The 20,960-nt window shown below is 64.6% G+C and carries 22 protein-coding genes; 18 read left to right on the top strand and 4 right to left on the bottom strand.

From position 1 onward, the window contains the following. Window positions 1-61 precede the first annotated feature (61 nt). The 4 genes from QZ409_RS00980 to QZ409_RS00965 are packed head-to-tail and all read left to right on the top strand — an operon-like array spanning window position 62 to window position 4,304. Window positions 62-1,108, top strand: coding sequence for an NAD(+)/NADH kinase (locus QZ409_RS00980; protein WP_296706177.1), 1,047 nt, complete (start codon window positions 62-64; stop codon window positions 1,106-1,108). A 38-nt stretch (window positions 1,109-1,146) separates the two neighbouring features. After that, on the top strand, window positions 1,147-2,130 hold the full coding sequence (locus tag QZ409_RS00975; protein ID WP_296706176.1) for a thiamine pyrophosphate-dependent dehydrogenase E1 component subunit alpha: 984 nt from the start codon (window positions 1,147-1,149) through the stop codon (window positions 2,128-2,130). A 24-nt stretch (window positions 2,131-2,154) separates the two neighbouring features. Then, entirely contained in the window at window positions 2,155-3,177 is a 1,023-nt protein-coding gene (locus QZ409_RS00970; protein ID WP_296706175.1) for an alpha-ketoacid dehydrogenase subunit beta, read from the top strand. Between the two features lie 11 nt (window positions 3,178-3,188). Next, window positions 3,189-4,304: an acetoin dehydrogenase dihydrolipoyllysine-residue acetyltransferase subunit gene (locus QZ409_RS00965; protein WP_296706174.1), complete on the top strand. Its 1,116-nt coding sequence runs from the start codon at window positions 3,189-3,191 to the stop codon at window positions 4,302-4,304. A 48-nt stretch (window positions 4,305-4,352) separates the two neighbouring features. Here QZ409_RS00965 and QZ409_RS00960 read toward each other — a convergent pair whose 3' ends face one another. Together QZ409_RS00960 and QZ409_RS00955 are read right to left on the bottom strand one after the other, a co-directional pair. Further along, the gene (locus QZ409_RS00960) at window positions 4,353-5,102 is read right to left on the bottom strand and encodes a sulfite exporter TauE/SafE family protein (protein ID WP_296706173.1); all 750 of its coding nucleotides are present in this window, start codon (window positions 5,100-5,102) and stop codon (window positions 4,353-4,355) included. Window positions 5,103-5,121: 19 nt separating this feature from the next. Then, complete coding sequence (locus QZ409_RS00955; protein ID WP_296706172.1) at window positions 5,122-5,799, bottom strand: GntR family transcriptional regulator; 678 nt, start codon at window positions 5,797-5,799, stop codon at window positions 5,122-5,124. A gap of 133 nt (window positions 5,800-5,932) precedes the next feature. Here QZ409_RS00955 and madL point away from each other — a divergent pair, with 133 nt between their 5' ends. From madL to QZ409_RS00885, 14 genes are all read left to right on the top strand, one after another. Further along, the gene (gene madL, locus QZ409_RS00950) at window positions 5,933-6,373 is read left to right on the top strand and encodes a malonate transporter subunit MadL (protein ID WP_296706171.1); all 441 of its coding nucleotides are present in this window, start codon (window positions 5,933-5,935) and stop codon (window positions 6,371-6,373) included. Between the two features lie 11 nt (window positions 6,374-6,384). Next, window positions 6,385-7,149: a malonate transporter subunit MadM gene (gene madM, locus QZ409_RS00945; protein ID WP_296706170.1), complete on the top strand. Its 765-nt coding sequence runs from the start codon at window positions 6,385-6,387 to the stop codon at window positions 7,147-7,149. Window positions 7,150-7,178: 29 nt separating this feature from the next. After that, window positions 7,179-8,822, top strand: coding sequence for a malonate decarboxylase subunit alpha (gene mdcA / locus QZ409_RS00940; RefSeq protein ID WP_296706169.1), 1,644 nt, complete (start codon window positions 7,179-7,181; stop codon window positions 8,820-8,822). A gap of 7 nt (window positions 8,823-8,829) precedes the next feature. Continuing rightward, a complete protein-coding gene (gene mdcC / locus QZ409_RS00935) occupies window positions 8,830-9,147 on the top strand; it encodes a malonate decarboxylase acyl carrier protein (RefSeq protein ID WP_296706168.1) in 318 nt (105 codons plus the stop codon). Further along, entirely contained in the window at window positions 9,144-10,019 is an 876-nt protein-coding gene (locus tag QZ409_RS00930; protein WP_296706167.1) for a biotin-independent malonate decarboxylase subunit beta, read from the top strand. The genes mdcC and QZ409_RS00930 overlap by 4 nt, the downstream gene beginning before the upstream one ends. Window position 10,020: 1 nt before the next feature. After that, window positions 10,021-10,725, top strand: coding sequence for a biotin-independent malonate decarboxylase subunit gamma (mdcE, locus tag QZ409_RS00925; RefSeq protein ID WP_296706166.1), 705 nt, complete (start codon window positions 10,021-10,023; stop codon window positions 10,723-10,725). Continuing rightward, entirely contained in the window at window positions 10,712-11,386 is a 675-nt protein-coding gene (mdcG, locus tag QZ409_RS00920) for a malonate decarboxylase holo-[acyl-carrier-protein] synthase (protein ID WP_296706165.1), read from the top strand. The genes mdcE and mdcG overlap by 14 nt, the downstream gene beginning before the upstream one ends. Beyond that, a complete protein-coding gene (gene mdcB / locus QZ409_RS00915) occupies window positions 11,383-12,234 on the top strand; it encodes a triphosphoribosyl-dephospho-CoA synthase MdcB (RefSeq protein ID WP_296706164.1) in 852 nt (283 codons plus the stop codon). Before mdcG ends, mdcB begins: the two co-directional genes overlap by 4 nt. Before the next feature lie 44 nt (window positions 12,235-12,278). Further along, a complete protein-coding gene (locus tag QZ409_RS00910; RefSeq protein WP_296706163.1) occupies window positions 12,279-13,187 on the top strand; it encodes an acyltransferase domain-containing protein in 909 nt (302 codons plus the stop codon). Between the two features lie 177 nt (window positions 13,188-13,364). Further along, the gene (locus QZ409_RS00905; protein ID WP_296706162.1) at window positions 13,365-14,411 is read left to right on the top strand and encodes an alpha/beta fold hydrolase; all 1,047 of its coding nucleotides are present in this window, start codon (window positions 13,365-13,367) and stop codon (window positions 14,409-14,411) included. Window positions 14,412-14,448: 37 nt separating this feature from the next. Beyond that, window positions 14,449-15,096, top strand: coding sequence for a DUF938 domain-containing protein (locus QZ409_RS00900; protein WP_296706161.1), 648 nt, complete (start codon window positions 14,449-14,451; stop codon window positions 15,094-15,096). Between the two features lie 7 nt (window positions 15,097-15,103). Further along, window positions 15,104-15,892, top strand: coding sequence for an SDR family NAD(P)-dependent oxidoreductase (locus QZ409_RS00895; protein WP_342394819.1), 789 nt, complete (start codon window positions 15,104-15,106; stop codon window positions 15,890-15,892). Between the two features lie 13 nt (window positions 15,893-15,905). Beyond that, entirely contained in the window at window positions 15,906-16,223 is a 318-nt protein-coding gene (locus QZ409_RS00890) for a YdhR family protein (protein WP_296706160.1), read from the top strand. Window positions 16,224-16,407: 184 nt separating this feature from the next. Then, complete coding sequence (locus QZ409_RS00885) at window positions 16,408-17,376, top strand: DUF4105 domain-containing protein (protein ID WP_296706201.1); 969 nt, start codon at window positions 16,408-16,410, stop codon at window positions 17,374-17,376. A 33-nt stretch (window positions 17,377-17,409) separates the two neighbouring features. Here the strand turns inward: QZ409_RS00885 and QZ409_RS00880 are convergent, their stop codons facing one another. Together QZ409_RS00880 and QZ409_RS00875 are read right to left on the bottom strand one after the other, a co-directional pair. Then, a complete protein-coding gene (locus QZ409_RS00880; protein WP_296706159.1) occupies window positions 17,410-17,793 on the bottom strand; it encodes a hypothetical protein in 384 nt (127 codons plus the stop codon). Between the two features lie 22 nt (window positions 17,794-17,815). Further along, window positions 17,816-20,956: an efflux RND transporter permease subunit gene (locus QZ409_RS00875; RefSeq protein ID WP_296706158.1), complete on the bottom strand. Its 3,141-nt coding sequence runs from the start codon at window positions 20,954-20,956 to the stop codon at window positions 17,816-17,818. Between the last annotated feature and the right edge of the window lie 4 nt (window positions 20,957-20,960).

Below are 20,960 nucleotides of genomic sequence, written 5' to 3'. Positions count from 1 at the left end.
TCATGTGCGGGGAATCCCCGCGCTGGCGCCGCGCTTGCTGAACATCCTCAAGAAAAAAATCTTGAGGAAACCCATGCCGCTCAAGGTCGGCGTCATCGCCAACCCGGTTTCGGGGCGCGACATCCGTCGCGTCATCGCCCAGGCCAATAGCCTGCAAGTTGCGGATCGCGCCAATATGCTGCTGCGCGCGCTTGCCGGCCTCGCCGCCTGTGGCGTGGCGGAGGCTGTGATGATGCCGGAGCGCGGCGGTGTCGCCGGCCATGTGCTGCGCCATCTCGCTCAGTCCGCCAATCGCGGCGAGGCTCGCTTTCCGCGTCTGTCCTTCCTCGAAATGCCCGTCACCGGCACGGTCGATGATTCCCGCCTCGCCGCGCGAAAACTGGCGGGCGAGGGCGTCGCCGCGATCATCGTTCTCGGCGGCGACGGCACGCATCGGGCGGTCGCTGCGGAATGCGGCGCCACCCCCATCGCGGGCATTTCGACCGGCACCAATAACGCCTTTCCCGAATATCGCGAGCCAACCGTCACGGGCTTCGCGACCGGCCTCGCCGCGAGCGGCGCTGTCCCGAAGGACGTGGCGATCGCGGCCAACAAATGGCTGAAGGTGTGCATTGAAGGCGCGCCGTCCGAAATCGCTTTGGTCGATGTCGCCGTCGTGACCGAGCAGAATCTCGGCGCCCGCGCGCTGTGGCGAGCCGACACCTTCCGCGAGCTTTACGTGACCTTCGCCGATCCTCAGGTCATCGGGATGTCCGCGATCGCCGGGCTGGTCGAGCCAGTCGGGCGGGACGAGGCGGGCGGCCTGATGCTTCGGCTGGCGCCGGCGGGCGCAGCGGCGACAATCGTGCGGGCGCCGATCGCTCCCGGCCTCGTCGAGCCGATCGGGGTGGAAGACTGGCGGCGTCTTCCTGCCGGGCGCGCTTTCACGCCTGCGCTTGCTGCGGGATCGATCGCGCTGGATGGCGAGCGCGAACTGTCCTTCGGCCCCAGGCGGAAGGTGTCGATCGAACTGGTCGAAAACGCCTTCGCCACCATCAATGTCGCGGCCGTCATGCGCTACGCGGCGGCCAAAGGGCTGCTGCGCGAAGGCAGGCTCGCCTGCGCCTGAACAACCAATCCAAAACCAGAAGAAGGAGGAAACGACAAATGTCCAGCAATCCATTTCCCTTGTCGAGGGACGAGCTATTGCGGGCCTACCGCACCATGCGCACCATCCGCGATTTCGAGGAGAGGCTGCATTTCGAATTCGCCAAGGGCGACATTCCCGGCTTCGTCCATCTCTATGCCGGCGAGGAAGCCTGCGCGACCGGCATCATGATGCATCTGACTGACATCGACCGCATCGCCTCGACGCATCGCGGCCACGGCCATTGCATCGCCAAGGGTGTCGATGTCCATGAAATGATGGCCGAGATCTATGGCAAGGCCACGGGCTCGTGCCGGGGCAAGGGCGGCTCGATGCATATCGCCGACCTCTCCAAGGGCATGATGGGCGCCAATGGCATTCTGGGCGCCGGCGCGCCCTTGATCTGCGGCGCCGCGCTCGCCTCGAAATTCCGTGGCGACCACGGTGTGGGCGTCACCTTCTTCGGCGATGGCGCAGCCAATCAGGGCACCGTGCTGGAAAGCATGAACCTCGCCGCCGTGTGGAATCTTCCGGTCCTCTTCGTCGTCGAGAACAATGGTTACGCCGAAGCCACATCGGTCGAATACGCCACGGCGGTCGATTCCTATGTCGATCGCGCTTCGGGCTTCGGCATGCCTGGCGTCACCGTCGACGGGACCGACTTTTTCGCGGTCTATGAAGCCGCGGGCGAGATCATCAGACGCGCGCGCGAGGGCGGCGGGCCAGCCTTGCTCGAATGCAGCGTCACGCGCTTCTACGGCCATTTTGAAGGCGACGCCCAGACTTACAAGGCCAAGGGTGAGAATGAGTTCAATCGCGCCAATCGCGACTGCCTCAAGATCTTTCGCGCGCGCGTTTGCGACGCCGAACTGGCGAGCGAGCGCGACTTCGCCCTGATCGACGTCGAGGTCGCGGCGTTGATCGACGCCGCTGTTTCATCAGCCAAGGACGCGCCGCTGCCCCATGCGCGCGAGCTGCTTACCGACGTTTACGTTTCCTACTGACGCCCGGAACGAAGGAGAAAAATCATGACCCGCAAGATCAGCTTCAAGACGGCGATCAACGAGGCGCTGGACCTCGAAATGACTCGTGACCCGAATGTCATCCTGCTCGGCGAGGATATTGTCGGCGGCTCCGGCGCGCCCGGCGAAGCCGACGCCTGGGGCGGCGTGTTGGGCGTCACCAAGGGGCTTTACGCCAAGCATGGCGGCCGCCTGCTCGACACGCCCTTATCGGAATCGGCCTATGTCGGCGCGGCCATCGGCGCCGCCGCCTGCGGCATGCGCCCGGTCGCCGAACTGATGTTCATCGACTTCATGGGCGTCTGTTTCGACCAGATCTTCAACCAGGCGGCCAAGTTCCGCTACATGTTCGGCGGCAAGGCCAAGACGCCCGTGGTCATCCGCGCCATGGTCGGAGCGGGCTTCCGCGCCGCCGCCCAGCATTCGCAAATGCTCACGCCGCTATTCACCCATATCCCCGGGCTGAAGGTGGTCTGCCCCTCGAACGCCTATGAAGCGAAGGGCCTGCTCATCCAGGCGATCCGCGACGACGATCCGGTCATCTTTTGCGAGCACAAGAATCTCTATGGCCTCGAATGCGAGGTTCCGGAGGAGTCCTACGCTATACCCTTCGGCGAGGCGAATATCGCGCGCGAGGGCAAGGACGTCACCATCGTCAGCTATGGTCTGACCGTCAATCGCGCGCTCGAAGCGGCGGAAAGACTCGCCCGGAAGGATCGCGTCGAGGCGGAGGTGATCGACCTGCGCACCTTGTCGCCGATTGATTGGGACACGGTGCTTGAAAGCGTCGAAAGCACCGGCCGTCTGGTCGTGGTGGACGAGGCCAATCCGCGCTGCTCGCTCGCCAGCGACGTCGCGGCCTATGTGGCCCAGCACGCTTTTGGCGCGCTCAAGGCCGCTCCGCAGATGGTGACCGCGCCGCATACGCCGACGCCCTTTTCGCCCTCGCTGGAAGACCTCTACGTCCCCTCGACGGACGCCATCGTCGCCGCCGTCGGCAAGACCATCGCCCGCGCCAAAGCGGCCTGAAGGAGCGCCATATGAATATGAATATTACGCCGATCGTCATGCCCAAATGGGGCCTGTCGATGTCGGAGGGAAAGCTGACCGGCTGGCTCAAGCCGGTCGGCGCCCAAATCGCCGTCGGCGATGAAATTATGGAAGTCGAGACGGACAAGATCGTCAATGTCGTCGAGGCCGACGCCGCCGGCGTTCTGCGCCGCGTCATCGGCGAAGACGGCGTCGTCTATCCGGTCAAGGCGCTCATTGGCGTCATCGCCGGCGCCGACGTTGCGGACGAGGAGATCGAGGCTTTCGTCGCCGGTTACGCGGCGCCCGCGAGCGAGGAGGGCGGCGACGAGGACTCCGGCCCGCGCTACGAATTCGTGATGACGCCCTTCGGTCGCCTGCGTTACGCCAAGCGGGGCGATGGCGCGGAAGCCGTCGTCCTGGTGCATGGCTTCGGCGGCGACCTCGACAACTGGCTTTTCAATATCGAGGCTTTGGCCGGAGCGGGGACGGTTTACGCCCTCGATCTGCCCGGCCACGGCCAGTCGGATAAAAAGCTTGGCGACGCGAGTCTTGGCTGGCTGGCCTCCGCCGTTGTCGCCTTCATGGACGCCGTCGGCGTGGAGTCGGCGCATCTGGTCGGCCATTCCATGGGCGGCGCCGTCGCCGGCCGCGTGGCGCTGGACCAGCCCGGGCGGGTCAAATCGCTGGCGCTGATCGGTTCGGCGGGGCTCGGCCCCGAGATCAACGGCCCCTATCTCGACGGCTTCGTCGCTGCCGGCTCCCGGCGCGACCTCAAGCCGCTGCTCGAGCAGCTGTTTGACGACCCTGCGCTCGTCAACCGGCAACTGGTTGACGAAGTTCTCAAATACAAGCGCATCGACGGGGTCGAAGGCGCCTTGCGGGGCCTCGCGGCGGGCGTTTTCCCGGAAGGGCGTCAGACTTCAGTGCTCGCGGAAGAATTGAAAGCGTCCGGAATCCCGGCTCTGGTGATCTGGGGCGAGACGGATCGCATCATCCCGGCCGCGCATGCGTCCGCTCTGGGGGCGGGCGCCAAATCGGAGACGCTTGCCGGCGCGGGGCACATGGTTCAGATGGAAAAGGCGGGCCGGGTGAACGAGCTGCTGCTCGCGCATCTTTCGGCCTAGCTCGCCGGGCGCCGAGGCGAACCGCCGCATCTCGCGGCGGTTCGCCTGTCAGCGATAGGCGCGCCAGAAGACGAGCAGTGTGATCGTGGCGTTGAGGCAGGAGATGACGATCCGCGCCTTGGCGGGGTCCAGCCGCCTCCCGTAATGGCCGGCGAGATAGCCGCCGAAGGTCGAGGTAACAAGCAACACCGCCATTTCCCTCCAGTAGATCAGCCCGCCGAAAATGAAGAGCAATGACGCCGTGGCGTTCATCGACGCATTGAGCAGATGACGCGACGCCTGCATGGAATTGACGGTCGCCTTGGTCAGGACGCTCCAGGCCGCCAGCATCATGACGCCGACCGCGCCGCCGAAATAGCCGCCGTAAACGCCGAGGACGAATTGGACCGCGGGCAGGGCGTGCGGATGGATGTTCACGCGCTTGCGCAGCTCGTCGCCCAGCTTCCGGCCGAAGGCGAAGACCAGAACGCCGAACAGAAGCAGGAACGGGAAGATTTCGTCGAAGAATTTCTGCGAGGATTTGAGCAGCAGGACCGCGCCGATTGCGCCGCCAATCACGCTTACCGCCGCCATGGTCGAGAGCTTGACGCCATCGAAGCCGCGGAAATCGTGGCGATAGGCGAAGCCGGTCGCGAGCGCGCTCGGCACCAGCGCGACCGTGTTGGTCGCATTGGCGAAGAGCGAAGGCATGCCGGCGGCGACCAGAGCCGGCAGCGTCACGAAGGAGCCTCCGCCGGCGATGGCGTTCATGACGCCGCCGAGCAGGCCGGCCCCCGCCACAAGGATCGCGTTGTGCATTTGTCCCTCGGGCTGGGGGTTAGGCCGGCCGCTTGACGTCGGCGGCCGATAATTTTTCGACGGATTTAACGAGATTGGCGAAACGCTCGCCTTGCACCATAACGTGCTGGCGCAGTTTTTCCGCCGCGAGTTCGGCGTTATTGGCGAGGATCGTTCTCACAATCTCTTCATGTTCGGCGAAGGACGAGGCAATGCGCTCGGGAACGCGCAATTGCAGGCGCCGGTAAGGCCGCGCGCGGCGCTGCATTTCCAGCGTTTGCTCGATCAGGAATTCATTGCCGCTCGCCTCGTAGAGCGCGACATGAAAGATTTCGTTCAGCCGGTAATATTCGTCCGGGTCTTTCACGCCTCGGCAGGCTTCATGGGCCGCTAGCAGCTTTTGTAACTGAAACGGCGTGGCGCGGCGTGCGGCGAAACCGCCGCAAAGCGCCTCCAGTTCAGCCATGAACTCGAACATTTCCACCAGGCGGCGCGGCGAGGCCGGGGCGATGGCCCAGCCCCTGCGCGGCATTTTCTCGATGATGTGGATCGAGCCAAGCCGGATCAACGCTTCGCGGATCGGCGTGCGCGAGACGCCGAAGGCCTCGGCGAGTTCGACCTCATCGAGCCGCGCGCCCGGCGGATATTCGCCGGTGACGATTCGTTCCTCGATCGCTTCGAGCAATTGTTCTGACAGGCGGTTCGGGGGTTGGTCCATGGCGGCCAGCGCTGAAAAATTATTTATGATTCCTTCATACAAAATGCTTGACAGCGTGTCCATCTTAATGTCTTCTGTATACATAAATTGGAATTGGAATACATAAATCCAGCCAGTTTTGGGGAGGAAATCGATGGTAATTTTTGGCACCGCCTTATTGGCGGCCTGCTATCTCGCAGGCGTGGTCATAGGCGAAGGAATTGCGGCGCTGATCGGCGTCAAGGCGAATGTCGGCGGCGTCGGCATCGCGATGCTGCTTCTGATAGCGGCCCAGCATTATCTGCAAAAACGCGGTATGTTCCCGGTCGATACGGCCAAGGGCGTGACCTTCTGGGCGATGATGTACATCCCCGTGGTCGTCGCGATGGCGGCGACCCAAAATGTGATCGTCGCCGCCCGAAGCGGCCCGATCGCCTTGCTGAGCGCCGCCGGCGCCTTTGCGATCTGCATAGTCTTCATTTCGCTGATCAACCGCGTCATCGAACGGGCCCATATTGCCAGCGCGGCTCTCGAGCCGGTCTCCGATGATCATGATCCCGCCAGCGACCTCTCGGTCGCCCCCGACCATCGCTGAGGACCGCCAACATGTTGCACATGCTCGAAAAAACCGTTCTCGACAATCCGCTGGTCGCCGCCTTCGCCTTTGTCGGCGCCGTGATCTGGGTTTCCAACCTGCTCGGCCGTCATCTCACCGGCGGCCGTGTGGCGGGCTCCGCCATCGCAATTATCGTGGGCCTTGCCCTCGCCTATTGGGGCGGTGCGGTCACCGGCAAGACCAAGGGTCTCGCCGACGTCGCCCAGTTCGGCGGTCTCGCCCTTATGGGCGGCGCCATGATGCGGGATTTCACCATCGTCGCTACGGCGAGCGAGGTTCATGTCGATGAGGCGAAAAAGGCCGGCTGGCTGGGCTTTCTCGCGCTGGTGCTGGGTACGGTGCTGCCCTTCATCGTCGGCGTGGGCGTGGCTTACGCCTATGGCCATCGCGACCCTGTGACGCTCACCACCATCGGCGCCGGCGCCGTCACCTATATCGTCGGCCCGATCACCGGGGCCGCCATCGGCGCCTCCTCGGACGTCATCGCGCTCTCCATCGCCACCGGCGTGGTCAAGGCGATCCTGGTGATGATCTTCACCCCGGTATTCGCCCGCTTCATGCGGCTGAACAATCCGCAGGCGGCGATGGTCTTCGGCGGTCTCGCCGGAACCGTGAGCGGCGTGAGCGCGGGCCTCGCCGCGACCGACCGCCGGCTGGTGCCCTATGGCGCCCTGGTCGCGACCTTCCACACCGGGTTCGGCTGCCTGCTCGGCCCTTCCATTCTCTTCCTCGCGGTCAAGGCCCTGTTCGGCTGAGAACGGGACGATCACTGAAAGGTTTTTCCATGCGAGACTGGAACATTCAGGCGCGCAACAGGGAGGCGCGGCTCGCCCGCGCAGTTTCCCTGGCGAAAGGCAAGGAAGTCGCCGCCGCCAATATCGGAGCCTTGCTCGAAGCCGTGCTGGAGCCCGGCGACCGCGTCTGCCTCGAAGGCAACAACCAGAAGCAGGCGGATTTTCTCGCCGCCGCGCTTGCTGGCCTCAATCCCGAAAAAGTCCACGACCTGCACATGGTGCAGTCCGTGCTGGCTCTGCCCGAACATATCGACGTGTTCGAACGCGGCGTCGCCTCGAAGCTGGATTTCTCCTTTTCCGGCCCGCAGGCGGGGCGTCTCGCCAAGCTTGTTGGCGCCAATCAGATCAGAATCGGCGCGATCCACACCTATCTCGAATTGTTCGGCCGCTATTTCGTCGACCTGACGCCTCGGATCAGCCTTGTCTGCGCTCAATCCGCGGACCGGCAAGGCAATCTCTACACCGGCCCGAACACCGAGGACACGCCCGTCATCGTCGAGGCGACCGCTTTCAAGGGCGGCATCGTCATCGCCCAGGTCAACGAGATCGTCGATACGCTGCCGCGCGTCGACATTCCCGGCGGCTGGGTGGACTTTATCGTGCAAAGCCCGAAGCCGCATTTCATCGAGCCCCTGTTCACTCGCGATCCGGCCCAGATCTCTGAAATTCAGGTTCTGATGGCCATGATGGCGATCAAGGGAATTTACGCCGAATATGGCGTGAACCGCCTGAACCACGGCATCGGCTTCGACACGGCGGCGATTGAGCTGATCCTGCCGACCTATGCGGAATCGCTCGGGCTGAAAGGCAAGATCTGCCAGCATTGGGCGCTCAACCCGCATCCGGCGCTGATCCCGGCGATTGAGGCCGGCTTTGTCGAGAGCGTGCATTCGTTCGGCTCCGAGCTTGGCATGGAGGCCTATATCCGCGCCCGGCCCGATATTTTCTTCACCGGCGCCGACGGCTCGATGCGCTCCAATCGCGCCATGTGCCAGGCGGCGGGCCATTACGCCTGCGATATGTTCATCGGCTCGACCCTGCAGGTCGATCTTGCCGGAAACTCCTCCACCGCCACGCTCGGCCGCATCGCCGGGTTCGGCGGCGCCCCGAACATGGGTTCTGACGCGCGCGGGCGGCGTCACGCGAGTCCGGCGTGGCTGAAAGCGGGCCGCGAGGCGCGGGATGGCCGCAATCTCATTCCGCGCGGCCAGAAGCTGGTCGTGCAGATGGTCGAGACTTTCCGCGAGCATATGCAGCCCGCTTTTGTGGAAAAACTCGACGCCTGGGAACTGGCCGAAACCGCCAACATGGATCTGCCGCCGGTGATGATCTACGGCGAGGACGTCAGCCATATCCTGACCGAGGAAGGCATCGCCAACCTTCTGCTGTGCCGCACCGACGAGGAGCGCGAGCAGGCCATTCGCGGCGTCGCCGGCTATACGCCCGTCGGCCTCGGACGCGACAAGGCAATGGTCGAGAATCTTCGCGATCGCGGCATTATCCGCCGCCCCGAGGACCTCGGCATCGACAAGCGTCACGCCACCCGCGATCTCCTCGCCGCGCGCTCCGTCAAAGACCTCGTGCGCGCTTCCGGCGGTCTCTACGACCCGCCCAAACGCTTCCGCAACTGGTAGGCCCAACATGGAAAAGCTGACCTTTGAATTTCTTGGCGGCGCCCCTGTAAATGCGACGCGCGCGCCCGCCCTTGTCGGCGTCGTCGGCTCCGGCAATCTTGAAGTGCTGATCGAGCCGGTCGAACTCGGTGGCCGTTGCGCCGTCGAAATCCTCACAGCGGCGCGCGGTTTCGGCGCCACCTGGGAAGCTGTGCTCGACGACTTTTTCGCGCGGCACAAGCTCGCCGACGTGCGCATTTCGATCAATGACGTCGGCGCGACGCCGGCGGTGGTTTCGCTGCGGCTGGACCAGGCCGTCGAAGATTTTCTGGGAGGGGCCGCATGACCAGCTATTACGAGTCCAGCGCCCGCGAGCGACTGGCGAATGTGCTCGATCCGGGCAGCTTCCACGAGTTCCTGCCACCGACCGAGCGCGTCATCAGCACGCATCTCGTGCAGCTCGAAACGCCCGCCGCGTTCGACGATGGAATCATCGTCGGCCGGGGGACACTCGACGGCCGCCCCGTTCTGGCGGCGGCGCAGGAAGGCGGCTTCATGGGCGGCGCCGTGGGCGAAGTTCATGGCGCCAAGCTGGTCGGCCTTCTGGAGCGGGCGCGCGACGAAAAGCCCGCCGCAGTCCTGCTGCTGGTGGAATCCGGCGGCGTGCGGCTGCATGAGGCCAATGCCGGATTGATCGGGGTTTCCGAAATCATGCGCGCGGTGCTCGCCCTGCGCAGCGCGGGCGTTCCCGTCCTCGTGCTGGATGGCGGCCAGTTTGGCTGTTTCGGCGGCATGGGCATTGTTGCGCGGCTGTGCGACGCCATCGTGATGAGCGAGGAGGGGCGGCTCGGCCTTTCCGGCCCGGAGGTGATCGAGACGACCTGCGGCGTCGAGGAATTCGACTCGCGCGACCGCGCCCTGGTCTGGCGCACGGTTGGCGGCAAGCATCGCTATCTGCTTGGCGAGGCCAACGCCCTAGTTGCGGATAATGTCGCCGCCTTCCGCAAGGCCGCGATCAGCTTGCTCGACACGAAGCCCGACCTCTCGCTCGAAGCATTGACGGAGGAGCATGAAAAACTAGGCGCGCGGCTGGAGAAGTTCGGCGCCTGCCGCGACGCGCTCGACATCTGGTCGGCGCTGGGCATCGAAGCGCCGGAAGGCCTGCCCTTGCTGGAGGCCGATGCTTTTGTGGCCAAGGTTGCTGGAAGGAGAGCCTGACATGGACGCCAAAACCCTGCTCGAAAAGCTCTTTCCCAACGGAAGCGAAGTCGCTTTCGACGGCCTTTATTTTGCCGGAACGGGCGAGAGCTCGCATGGAAAAGTCGCGATCATCGGCTCGATCGACGCGGCGCCGATCGGCGTCGAACTCGCCTTCCGCATGGCGGGCGAGGTCCTGCGAATCGTGCGCGACGCCCCCGGCCGGCCGATCCTGCTGTTGGTGGATACGCAAGGCCAAAGGCTGAGCCGCCGCGACGAATTGCTCGGCATTAACGGCTATATGGCGCATCTCGCCAAATGCCTGCAACTGGCGCGCAACAATGGCCACAAGATCATCGGCCTCGTTTATTCCGAGGCGGTGAGCGGCGGCTTCCTCGCGTCCAGCCTGCTGTCCGACCGCTGCTACGCGCTGCCCGAGTCGCAGGTCCGCGTGATGAATCTCCCGGCCATGTCGCGCATCACCAAGATCCCGCTGGAGCGACTGGAAGAACTCAGCAAGTCGTCGCCGGTCTTCGCGCCCGGCGTGAAGAACTATCTGAAAATGGGCGCCGTCAATTCGCTGTGGGAAGGCGATCTGGCCCAGCGCCTGGCCGAGGCGCTCGACGTTCCGCCGGAGGGCGATAGCCGCCGCCAATGGGGCGAGGAGCGCGAAGGCCGCAAGCTGGCGCGCGGGGTAGCCGAAAGGGTGCGCCATGCGGCAGGCTGACGTTTATCGCCGCCACGACTGGGTCTATCTCACCGACTACTGGGGCCGCCAGCTCGTGGCGTCCTTGTCGCGCGAGAACAAGGACGCGCTCGCGCGCTGGATGGCGCAGCGCCGTCCGCTGGTCGTCGCGCGCCGTCAGGAAGGCGATGCGCCCGACCTGCTTCGTCTCGGACTGGCTCTTCCCGGCAAGAAACGCATCTGCGTGGCCGTTTCAGCCGACGCGGTCGTGATGCGCCGGCGGCCGCCTTTTCTTCTCGAAGTCATCAAGATCGGCGCCGGGTTCTGGCCCGAGGCGATGCGTGAACTGGTTGCGACAATTGGCTGCGCCGCGCCGGATACGAGGATCTTCGGTTCGCTCGCTTGGCAGTTTTTCTCCGCGGACCCGGCCTATAGCTATGTGACGCCTGAGTCCGACATCGATTTGCTTCTGACGCCAAGCCGTGGCGCCAATCTATCGGCATGGATCGATCTGTTGCAAGACTTTGAGAGGCGCCAGCTGGCGCCGCGCCTCGACGGCGAGATCGCCTTGCCCGGGGGGAATTTCGTCTCCTGGCGCGAATTTGCGGCGCGCCCCAAGAAAATTCTGGTCAAGGGCGCGGACAATATCAGCTTGCGCCCGATCGAGGATATTGACGCTCTTTTTTCCGCGAGGGCAGCATGAACAGTCAGATTCGTTTTGCGCCCGATCTGCGCGGCGCATCCGGCAATATTGGACGCCTCGCCATTCGCGCGCTGCTGACCGAGCTGACGCTTCATCCAAAGCCCGGACTCGTCAGCCCCGTCGATAATGGCGCGCATGACGACATGAATCTGACGACTTTCGTGCGCTCTCTTCTGGCGTTGCGCTCCTATTTCACGGCAATCGCGGAGGCTGGCGCGCGCGAGGCGCCTTTCGTCGAATTGCAGCGTCTCGGGATCGAAGCCGAACGGCGGATGCTGGCTGCGACGGGCGGGATCAACACCCATCGCGGCGCGATTTTCTGCCTTGGCTTTCTCGTCGCGGCGGCGGGGTGGCGGCGTGCGCGCGGCCTCGACCTTCAAGGTGAAGGCCTGACGGAAACGGTCCTCCAACTCTGGGGCAAAGGCGTCGCGGAAGTTGGGCGCGCAGCGCCGGACTCCCATGGCGCGCGCGTGATCCGGCGCTATGGCGCGCGCGGGGCGCGGGAGGAATTGCTTGCGGGCCTGCCGACGCTGCTGGAAGTCGCCGTTCCGGCGCTGCGCGAAGCGCTGCAGCAAACGTCCTGCGCGGAGCGCGCCTCTGTTCAGTGCCTTTTCGCCATCATGGCCGAATTGCAGGACACCAACCTGCTCCATCGCGGCGGGCTCGAAGGCCTGGTCTTCGTCCAGAACGCGGCGCGGCGATTCCTTGACGCCGGCGGCGTGCATGCGCGGGACTGGCGCCAGCGCGCGCTTGACCTGCATGGCGATTGCGTCGCCCTGCATCTTTCGCCCGGCGGCGCGGCCGATTGCCTTGCAGCCGCCTGGTTCGTGCATGGTCTTTCTCAATGAGCCTCCTCAGATGAGCTGTTTCTTCCCATGAGCGGTCTCCTGACATGAGTCTCGGGCTGCTTTGCCCCGGCCAGGGCGACCAGACGCCCGCCATGTTCGGCGTCCTGAAGGACGACTGCCGGGCGCAGCCGATATGGGATATTTTTGCGCGCGAGACCGGGCGCGATCCGTTCGAGCTCACCGCCGAGGAGATGCAGGTCAACGCCATCGCGCAGCCGATGGTCTGCGCCTTTCAGCTGGCGGTCTGGGCGGCGATCGGGGACAGGCTGCCGCGGGTCCACGCTCTTGCGGGTTACAGCGTCGGCGAATTGGCGGCTTATGGCTGCGCGGGCGCGCTTGCGCCGCAGGATGTCGTTGCGCTGGCGCGGCGGCGCGCCCTTTTGATGGACGACGCCTTTCGGGGCGGCGGCGCCATGCTGGCTTTGCGCGGTCTGGACCGCGCGACGGTTCACGCTCTCTGCGCCCGGCATGGCGTCGAAATCGCCATTGTCAATGACGACGACAGGCTCGTGGTCGGCGGCGCCCCGGCGGCGGTCTCCGCCTGCGGCGACGAAGCGCTGGCGCGGGGCGCGAAAGCGACGCCGCTGGCGATCCATATTCCCTCCCACACCAGCCTGATGCGGCCCGCCGTCGCGCCCTTCCGCCTCGCGCTCGAGCAGGCGGAATGGAAAAGACCTTCGGCGCCCGTGCTGGCCGGGATCAGCGGCGCGCCTGTTTTCGCGCCGGCGCCGGCGCGGGAGGCTCTGTCCGCCCAGTTGGCGCAAACGATCGATTGGGCGGCCTGCCTCGACGGCTTGCGCGAGCGAGGCTGCACGGTCCTGCTCGAACTCGGCCCGGGCGCGGGTCTGGCGCGCATGGCGCGCGACAGAATGCCGGATATTCCTGCGCGCTCGGTCGCGGAATTCAACAGCCTTGACGGCGTGCTGGACTGGGTGGCGCGACAGCTCGCCTGAAACGCGCGTCCGCCCGCGAGCGAAAGCATTGGCCCGAATGCGCGGGCCGCGCTGCCGCGTCTTTGCGATGTCGTGCGAAAAAAAATCCAAATTAGGAGATAAAAACAGAAATCAAAGTTCTTGATAAAAACAATATATTTAATAGTGTTCAACCGTGAACTTGAGCGGTGCGAACCTATGGCGAGCGAATATTACAGCCAGGACATTCATGGTCCTTACCAGCTTTTCGAGCTTGGCGATTTTGAATTCGAAAGCGGCGCCAAGGTTCGCAACCTCACGCTAGCCTTTGCGACCTTCGGCGCGCTCGCGCCGGACAAGAGCAACGCCATCCTGTTTCCGACCTGGTATTCGGGTTCGTCGAAAATTCTGGAACAGGCCTATATCGGCCCGGGCCGGGCGCTCGATCCGTCGAAATACTTTATTATTCTGGTCAACCAGATAGGCAATGGCCTCTCGTCCTCGCCGAGCAATGCGCCCGCGCCTTTCAACGCGGCGGCCTTTCCGCAGCCATCCATCGGCGATGACGTACGCGCGCAATATGAGCTCGTCACCCGCCATTTCGGGCTGACCCGACTCGCCCTCGTGCTGGGCGGATCGATGGGCGCCCAGCAAAGCTGGGAATGGGCGGTTCGCTATCCCGAATTCGTGGCGCGCGTGGCCCCCATCGCCGGGACGGCCAAGGAGACGCTGCATAATCGTTTGCTGGTCGAAACTTTCATCGACGCCATCGCCGCCGACCCGGCTTTTAACGGCGGCTGGTATGCGCCGGGCGCCGTCCATCGCGGCCTGCGCGCCCATGCGAAGCTTTTCGCGGCTTCCGGTTTCAGCCCGGTCTTGTTCAATACGCGCGGCTGGAGCGGTTTCGGCTTCACCACGACGGAGGATTTCGTCACCGGCTTCGTCGCCAATCATTTCCTGCCGCAGGATCCCAATAATCTGCTCCTGCTGGCCCGGAAATGGCGCGACGGCGACGTGTCGCGCCACGCAGGCGGCGATCTCAAGGCGGCGCTCGGCCGCATCAAGGCGAAGACAGCCGTCGTCGCCATCGACGAGGACGCCTTCTTTCCGCTCGCCGATCTCGCCGCCGAACAGGCGCTGATCCCGAACAGCCAGCTCAAGCGCATTTCGTCCGTTTGGGGCCATCTCGCGCTGTTCGGCGTCGATCCCGGCTTCAATGCCGCCATTGACGCCATCCTCGGCGAATTGCTGGCGACTCCGGCCTGATTTCTTTCCCTTCCCCTCCCAACAGAAGAGCAACCTCATGACCGACGCGCGCCCCGATATCGATCCGCATCCGCTCAGCCCCTATGTCGCCTGGGCCGGCAACCGCAACAAGGACCCGATCCTTGCATCCTTCAAGGAGCTGTTCCCCGCCTCGGGCGAGGCGCTTGAGCTGGCGTCTGGCGCTGGTCTGCACGTCAATTATTTCGCGCCGTATTTCCCGTCGCTCAACTTCCAGCCATCGGATTACGACGTCGAGGTCTTCGACAGCATCAAGGCCAAGCGCGCTGCGGCGGGCAATACGAATATCGCCGATCCGATCCGCATCGACCTGACCGATCCGTCGACCTTCCCGGACCCGAAGGCCAAGCTCTATGACGCGATCTTCGTCATCAATATCTTCCAGGTGGCGCCGGTCGCCATCGCCGAAGGCATCGCCCGCCTCGGCGCCTCGGTGCTGAAGCCGGACGGCTTCATCGCCATTTATGGTCCCTTCAAGGTGGATGGAGGCTATACGACGCCGTCCAACGCGGATTTCGACAAGGAAATCCTGGCCGCCAAGGTCCCGGAATGGGGCCTCAAGGATGTCCGCGATCTCGAAAAGGCTGCGGCGCCCTTCGGGATCAGGCTGGATCGGCGGCTCGACCTTCCAGCCAATAATTTCATCCTGCTGTTCAAGAAGGCCTGAGCCGAAATTGACAGGGATCAAAGGGTCGAAACGCCCGGCGGCGGCGCGGGCGGGCCATGCGCGCAAAGCGCCCCGGCCCGTCGCCGTTGTTTTCGGGGTCGGGCCGGAAAACGGCCTTGGCGCCGCGCTGGCGCGTCGCTTTGCGCGCGAGGGCCATGTCGTGGTGCTCGCGGGGCGAACGCCGGAAAAGCTCGAAAAGGTCGCAAGCGCGATCGCCGGGGAAGGCGGCGAGGCCTGGGCGCGAGTCACCGACGCCACTTCCGCGCGCGACGTCGGGGCGGCGCTAGACTTCGCCTCCATCCAGGGGGCGCTCGACCTCGTCGTCTATAATGTCGGCTCCAATCGCGCGGCGCCGGCGCTCGATACCAGCGCGGAGCTTTTCGAATCCCTGTGGCGGCAGAACGCCTTGGGCGGCTTCATTGTTGGACGGGAGGCGGCGGCGCGCCTGCTGACCTGCGGACGCGGCTCGATCCTGTTCACCGGCGCGACCGCCTCCCTGCGCGCCCGTCCGCCCTTCACCGCTTTCGCCTCCGCCAAGGCCGCCTTGCGCGCCGTGGCGCAGGGGCTAGCGCGCGAGTTCGGGCCCCGCGGCGTCCATGTCGCCCATGTGGTCGTCGATGGCGTCATCGACGGCGATTATGCGGCGGAGAACTTCCCGGATCTTTTCGCCGCCAAGGGTGCGGGCGGACGCCTGAACTCCGATGCGATCGCCGAGGCCTATTGGGCGATCCACCGGCAACATCCCAGCGCCTGGAGTCACGAAATCGACCTCCGGCCTTTCAGCGAAACCTTCTGACAGCGAGGAAACAATGGCTGACGTTCATGTCTATCTCTACGCCGAATATCAGGTCTCGATTCCATTCGACAAAATCGATTGGGCGCCGATCAATGTGGAAATGAAAAAATTTCCGGGCCTGATTTCCAAGACCTGGCTTAGCGGCTTGAACACCTATAGCGTCGGCGGCTTCTATGCTTTCGACACGCGTGAAAACGCGCAGGCCTATATCGATGGCCTGCTGCTTCCCTTCGCCGCGCAGGTCAATGGCAATCTCGCCGTGCGCCTCTTCGACGCCGATGCGACCCGCGACGCCAGTATCGGCATGGCTTCGCCTTTTTTCGGCAAATAGGTTCTGCCCGGCAAGGCCCGTTCGGCGCTGGCGCCGGGAAGGCTTTGCCAGTTCTCTCCCTCTCAAGCTAAGCTTCGTCGAATCCGCATTTGGGCGAGAGCGCCCGAATGCTTTCCTTGAGCGAGGTTTTGAGTTGGCAAATTGGAGTCGGAAGGCCGCGAATTTTGTCTGGGGCCTTGTCGCCCTGTTCTTCATCTTTCCGGTCGGCGTCTGGGCTTCGCTCGCGCTTTGGTTCCGCACGCCGGGGCCGGAATGGGTCCGGGCCATTGCGGCGGGCGCTTTCGGTCTGCTCGCGCTGGCGACGATCCTGGGGCTATTGGCCGGTCGTCGCCTGCGCTCGCTCGGCCTGTTCGCGGCGGCTTTCGGCGCCGTCCTGCTGTGGTGGAGCACGATCAAGCCCCCGGAAACCGGGAACTGGTCGCCGGACGTCGCCCGTCAGGTGACGGGCGTGGTCGATGGCGACATGCTGACGCTCACGAATGTCCGCGACTTCGATTGGAGCAGCCGCACGGAATTCAAGGAGCGCTGGGTCGCCGAGACCTACGACCTGTCGAAACTGCGCTATCTCGATCTGTTTCTGGCCTATTGGGCCGGTCCTGAAATGGCCCATGTCATCATGAGTTTCGGCTTCGAGGACGGCCGCTATCTCGCCTGGTCGATCGAGGTCCGCAGTCTGAAAGGCGGCGAATTCGCGCCCATCGCGGATCTTTTCAGGAACAGTCCGCTGGTGATCGTGGCGTCGGAAGAGCGCGACGTCGTTCGGCTGCGCTCGAATATCAGGGAGGAGGACGTCCAGCTCTACCGGTTGCGCACGCCGCCCGCCATCGCCCGCGCCATTCTGCTGCAATATGTCGAGGAGTCGAACGATCTGGCCGCGAGGCCGCGCTTCTACAATTCGATCGTGACCAATTGCACGACGGCGGTCGTGAAGCTGATCCGCGCCGCTGGCGGACACATGCCGTTCGATTGGCGCCTGATCGTCAACGGCTTCCTGCCGGGCTATCTCTACGATCGCGACGCAGTGGACACCAGCATTTCGCTTGCGGAATTGCGCGCGCGCTCCCGCATCAGCGCCCGCGCCCGAGAGGTGGATCTTTCGCCGGATTTTTCGAAACTCATCCGCGAGGGCGTGCCATCGCCCGCCCCACGCTGATCGAAACCCGAGCCGCACCTTGCCGCGAGGCGGTCAGTGCTCGTGTTCGCCGAATTTGCCCTGCACCGTGCTTCCCGTTTGCGTGGTAATCTGGACCGCGCCTTCGAGTTCGGCCGGCAGCGGCGAGGGCGCGACGCCGGTCAGCTTATTGTCGCTGGCGGGCGCGAGCGGGATGCGGACCGGCTTGCCGTCCGCCGCCTTCAAAATGGCCACGCCCTTGAACCCTGCCGAAGCGACAGGTTTGGCGGCATGGTCGTTGAGATAGACGTCCAGTGTCAGGTCCTTGGCGACGGCTTCGACATGGAACGAGCCGGCGTCGGTCTGGGGGCCGCCATGCTCGCCGATTTTCGGCCCATGGGCGAGACAGGCGGGCGTGGCGGCCAGCAACAAGGCAAGGGCGAGAAGAGAGCGTTTCATTGAGAGTTTTCCTTCGTTTCACTTAATAGATCGGGGTTTCGGCCCCCTGCGCCGTGGCGGCGGGGGACGCATCCGCGCCGCCGGCAAGGAGCCTGCGCAGGGGCTTTTCTCCGAACAGCAGCACGAGGGCCGGGGTCAGAAAGGCGTCGAGCGCGGTGGCGCTGACGAGGCCGCCGAAAATCGTGATCGCAACCGGATGCAGGATTTCCTTCCCCGGCGCCTGGGCGTCAAACAGCAAAGGCGACAGAGCGACGCCGGCGGAAAGGGCGGTCATCAAGACGGGCGTCATGCGCTCCAGCGAGCCCCGGACCACCAGTTCGCGCCCGAATGGAACGCCCTCGTGCAAGGCGAGATTGAGCATGTGGCTGATTTTCAGAATGCCATTGCGCGACGCGATGCCGGTCAGGGTGATGAAGCCGATCATCGAGGCGACGGAGAGGCTTTGTCCGGCCAAGGCCAAAGCGGCGACGCTGCCGATCAGGGCGAGCGGAACGCTGCCCATGATGATGGCGGCGAAGACGGCCGAGCGATAGCGCGAATAAAGCAACGCAAAGACCAGCGCGAGCGCGACGAGAGACAGCAGGCCGATGGTGCGGCTGGCCTCTTCCTGCGCCCGGAAGGTTCCTTCCAGACTGGTGAAAAAGCCTTTTGGCATGGGTTCGGCGGCAAGCTTCGCTCTGATGTCGGCGACGATCCGCGCCATGTCCGCCCCCGGGGCGGCATTGGCGAAAACCACGATGCGCCGCTGGCCGTTTTCGCGCAGGATCTGATTTGGGCCGTCGGTTTCCCGCACCTCGGCGACCTGCCGCACGGGGACCCAGCCATAAGGCGTCTCGATCAGCAGATCGGCCAGAGCGGCGCTGGTGCGGGCGCGGTCGTCGAGCCGTTCGACAATGTCGAACCGGCGCACGCCGTCGGCGATGCGGGAGACGAGCTTGCCATTGGAAAGCCGCTGCAACTGGTCGATCACGGCGGCGGGCTGTACGCCGTAAAGCGCGGCGCGGCGATAATCCACATTGATTTCGAGCTGCGGAACCCGCGCCTGCTTCTCGGTTTGCAGATCGACAAGGCCCGGGATCGAGGCCAGCCTGCGCCGGACGTCCTCGCCCAGCCGCGTGAGGCCGTCGAGATCGTCGCCAAAGATTTTCACGGCGATCTGGGCGCGCACGCCGGACAGCATGTGATCGAGCCGATGCAAAATCGGCTGGCCGATATTGACCGCCATCGGCAAGACGCCAAGTTTTTCACGAATGTCCGCGAGCACGACCTCTTTCCCGCGCGCGGAAGCCTGGAGATCGACCTCGATTTCCGACGAATGCACGCCTTCCGCATGTTCGTCGAGTTCGGCGCGGCCGGTGCGGCGGCCGACCGATTTCACCTCCGGCACATCCAGCAGGAGCCGTTCCGCGATTAGGCCGACGCGGTTGGACTCGGCCAGGGTAATGCCCGGGTTGAACACCGCATTGATGGTCAGAGAGCCCTCGTTGAACGGTGGCAGAAAGGCGCGGGGCAGGGTGAGGGCGCCAAGGGCGGCGGCGGCGACCGCCAACGCCGCCGCCGAGATCAAAGCCGGGGCGTGATCGAGCGCGCGCTCCAGGCCAGCGCGATAGGCTTTCTTCAGCCAGCGCACCAGCGCGCTTTCGCGCGCGTCGAGCCGTTTCAGGCCGGGCAGGAGATAGAAGGCGAGGACCGGCGTCAGCGTGATCGAGACGACAAGGCTCGCCAGGATTGAGATGATATAGGCCTGCCCGAGCGGCGCAAACAACCGCCCCTCGATGCCGGACAGGGCGAAGAGCGGGAGGAAGACCAGTACGATGATCGCGGTCGCATAGACGATGCCCGAGCGCACCTCCTGGCTGGCGGAGACGATGATGTCGAAGACGCTTCGCGGCGATCCGGCCTGACGGTTTTCGCGCAGGCGGCGGAAGATGTTCTCGACATCGACCACGGCGTCGTCGACCAGTTCGCCAATGGCGATGGCGAGGCCGCCGAGCGTCATCGTATTGATCGACAGCCCCATCAGGTGAAACATGATTGCCGCGACGAGGATCGACATCGGGATCGCGGTCAGGGAAATGAAAGTCGTGCGCGCATTGAGCAGGAAGGCGAACAGCACGAGCGCGACGACCGCGACCGCCTCGATCAGCACTTGCTCGACATTGGCGACCGACGTCTCGATGAAATCGGCTTGCCGGAACAGGATATTGTCGGCCTTGATCCCGGCGGGAAGCGACGGCCCCAGCCCTTGCAGGGCGGCCTCGATCTCGCGCGTCAGGCCGATGGTGTCGACGCCCGGCTGCTTCTCCACCGCGACGATCACCCCCGGCTTGCCCATATAGCCGGCGTCGCCGCGCTTGGGCTTGGCCCCGAAGCTCACTTGCGCGATCTGCTTCAGGCGAACGGGCTTGTTGTTGGGCGTGGCGACGACCAGTTCGGAAAGATCGTCGAGACTCAGGCTGCGGGCGAGATTGCGGATCAGATATTCATTGGCGTGCTGGTCGGCGAAGCCGCCGCCGCTATTGCCGCCGAACTGGGCCAAAGCGCGGTCGAGCTGATCGAACGTGACGCCCAAAGCGCGCATGGCGGAGGGATCGGGCGCGACGCGATATTGACGGACCTCGCCGCCAATCGGAATGACCTGGGCGACGCCGGGAATGGCCAGCAGGCGCGGGCGCAGGACGAAATCCGCCGTTTCGCGCAGGGTCATCGGCGAGACGTCGTCCGCCGCCGTCAACGCCACGAGCACGATCTGGCCCATGATCGAATTCACCGGCCCCATCTGCGGCGTGACATTGGCCGGCAGGCGGTCGCGCACGAGGGTCAGGCGCTCGGCGATCTGCTGACGGTCGCGGAAAATGTCGCTGGCCCAATCGAATTCGACCGTGACGATCGACAGGCCCACGCCGGAAACGGAACGGACCCTTGTGACGCCGGGGACGCCGTTCATCTGGGTTTCGATCACGAATGTGACCAGTTGTTCCACTTCCGGCGGCGCCAGCCCCTCGGCCTCGGTCATGATGGTGACGGTGGGCCGGTTGAGATCGGGCAGCACGTCGACCGGAAGCCGCGACAGGGTGAAGCCGCCATAAATCATCAGGACGGCGGCGAGGGCGAGGACCAGCAGGCGATTACGCAGCGATTGCGTGACGAGGAAAGTGAACATGGCC

Source organism: Rhodoblastus sp. (assembly GCF_019449565.1).
Taxonomy (GTDB): domain Bacteria; phylum Pseudomonadota; class Alphaproteobacteria; order Rhizobiales; family Beijerinckiaceae; genus Rhodoblastus.
Note: the sequence above shows the minus strand (reverse complement) of the source record. Positions and strands in the feature narration are given on the sequence as shown.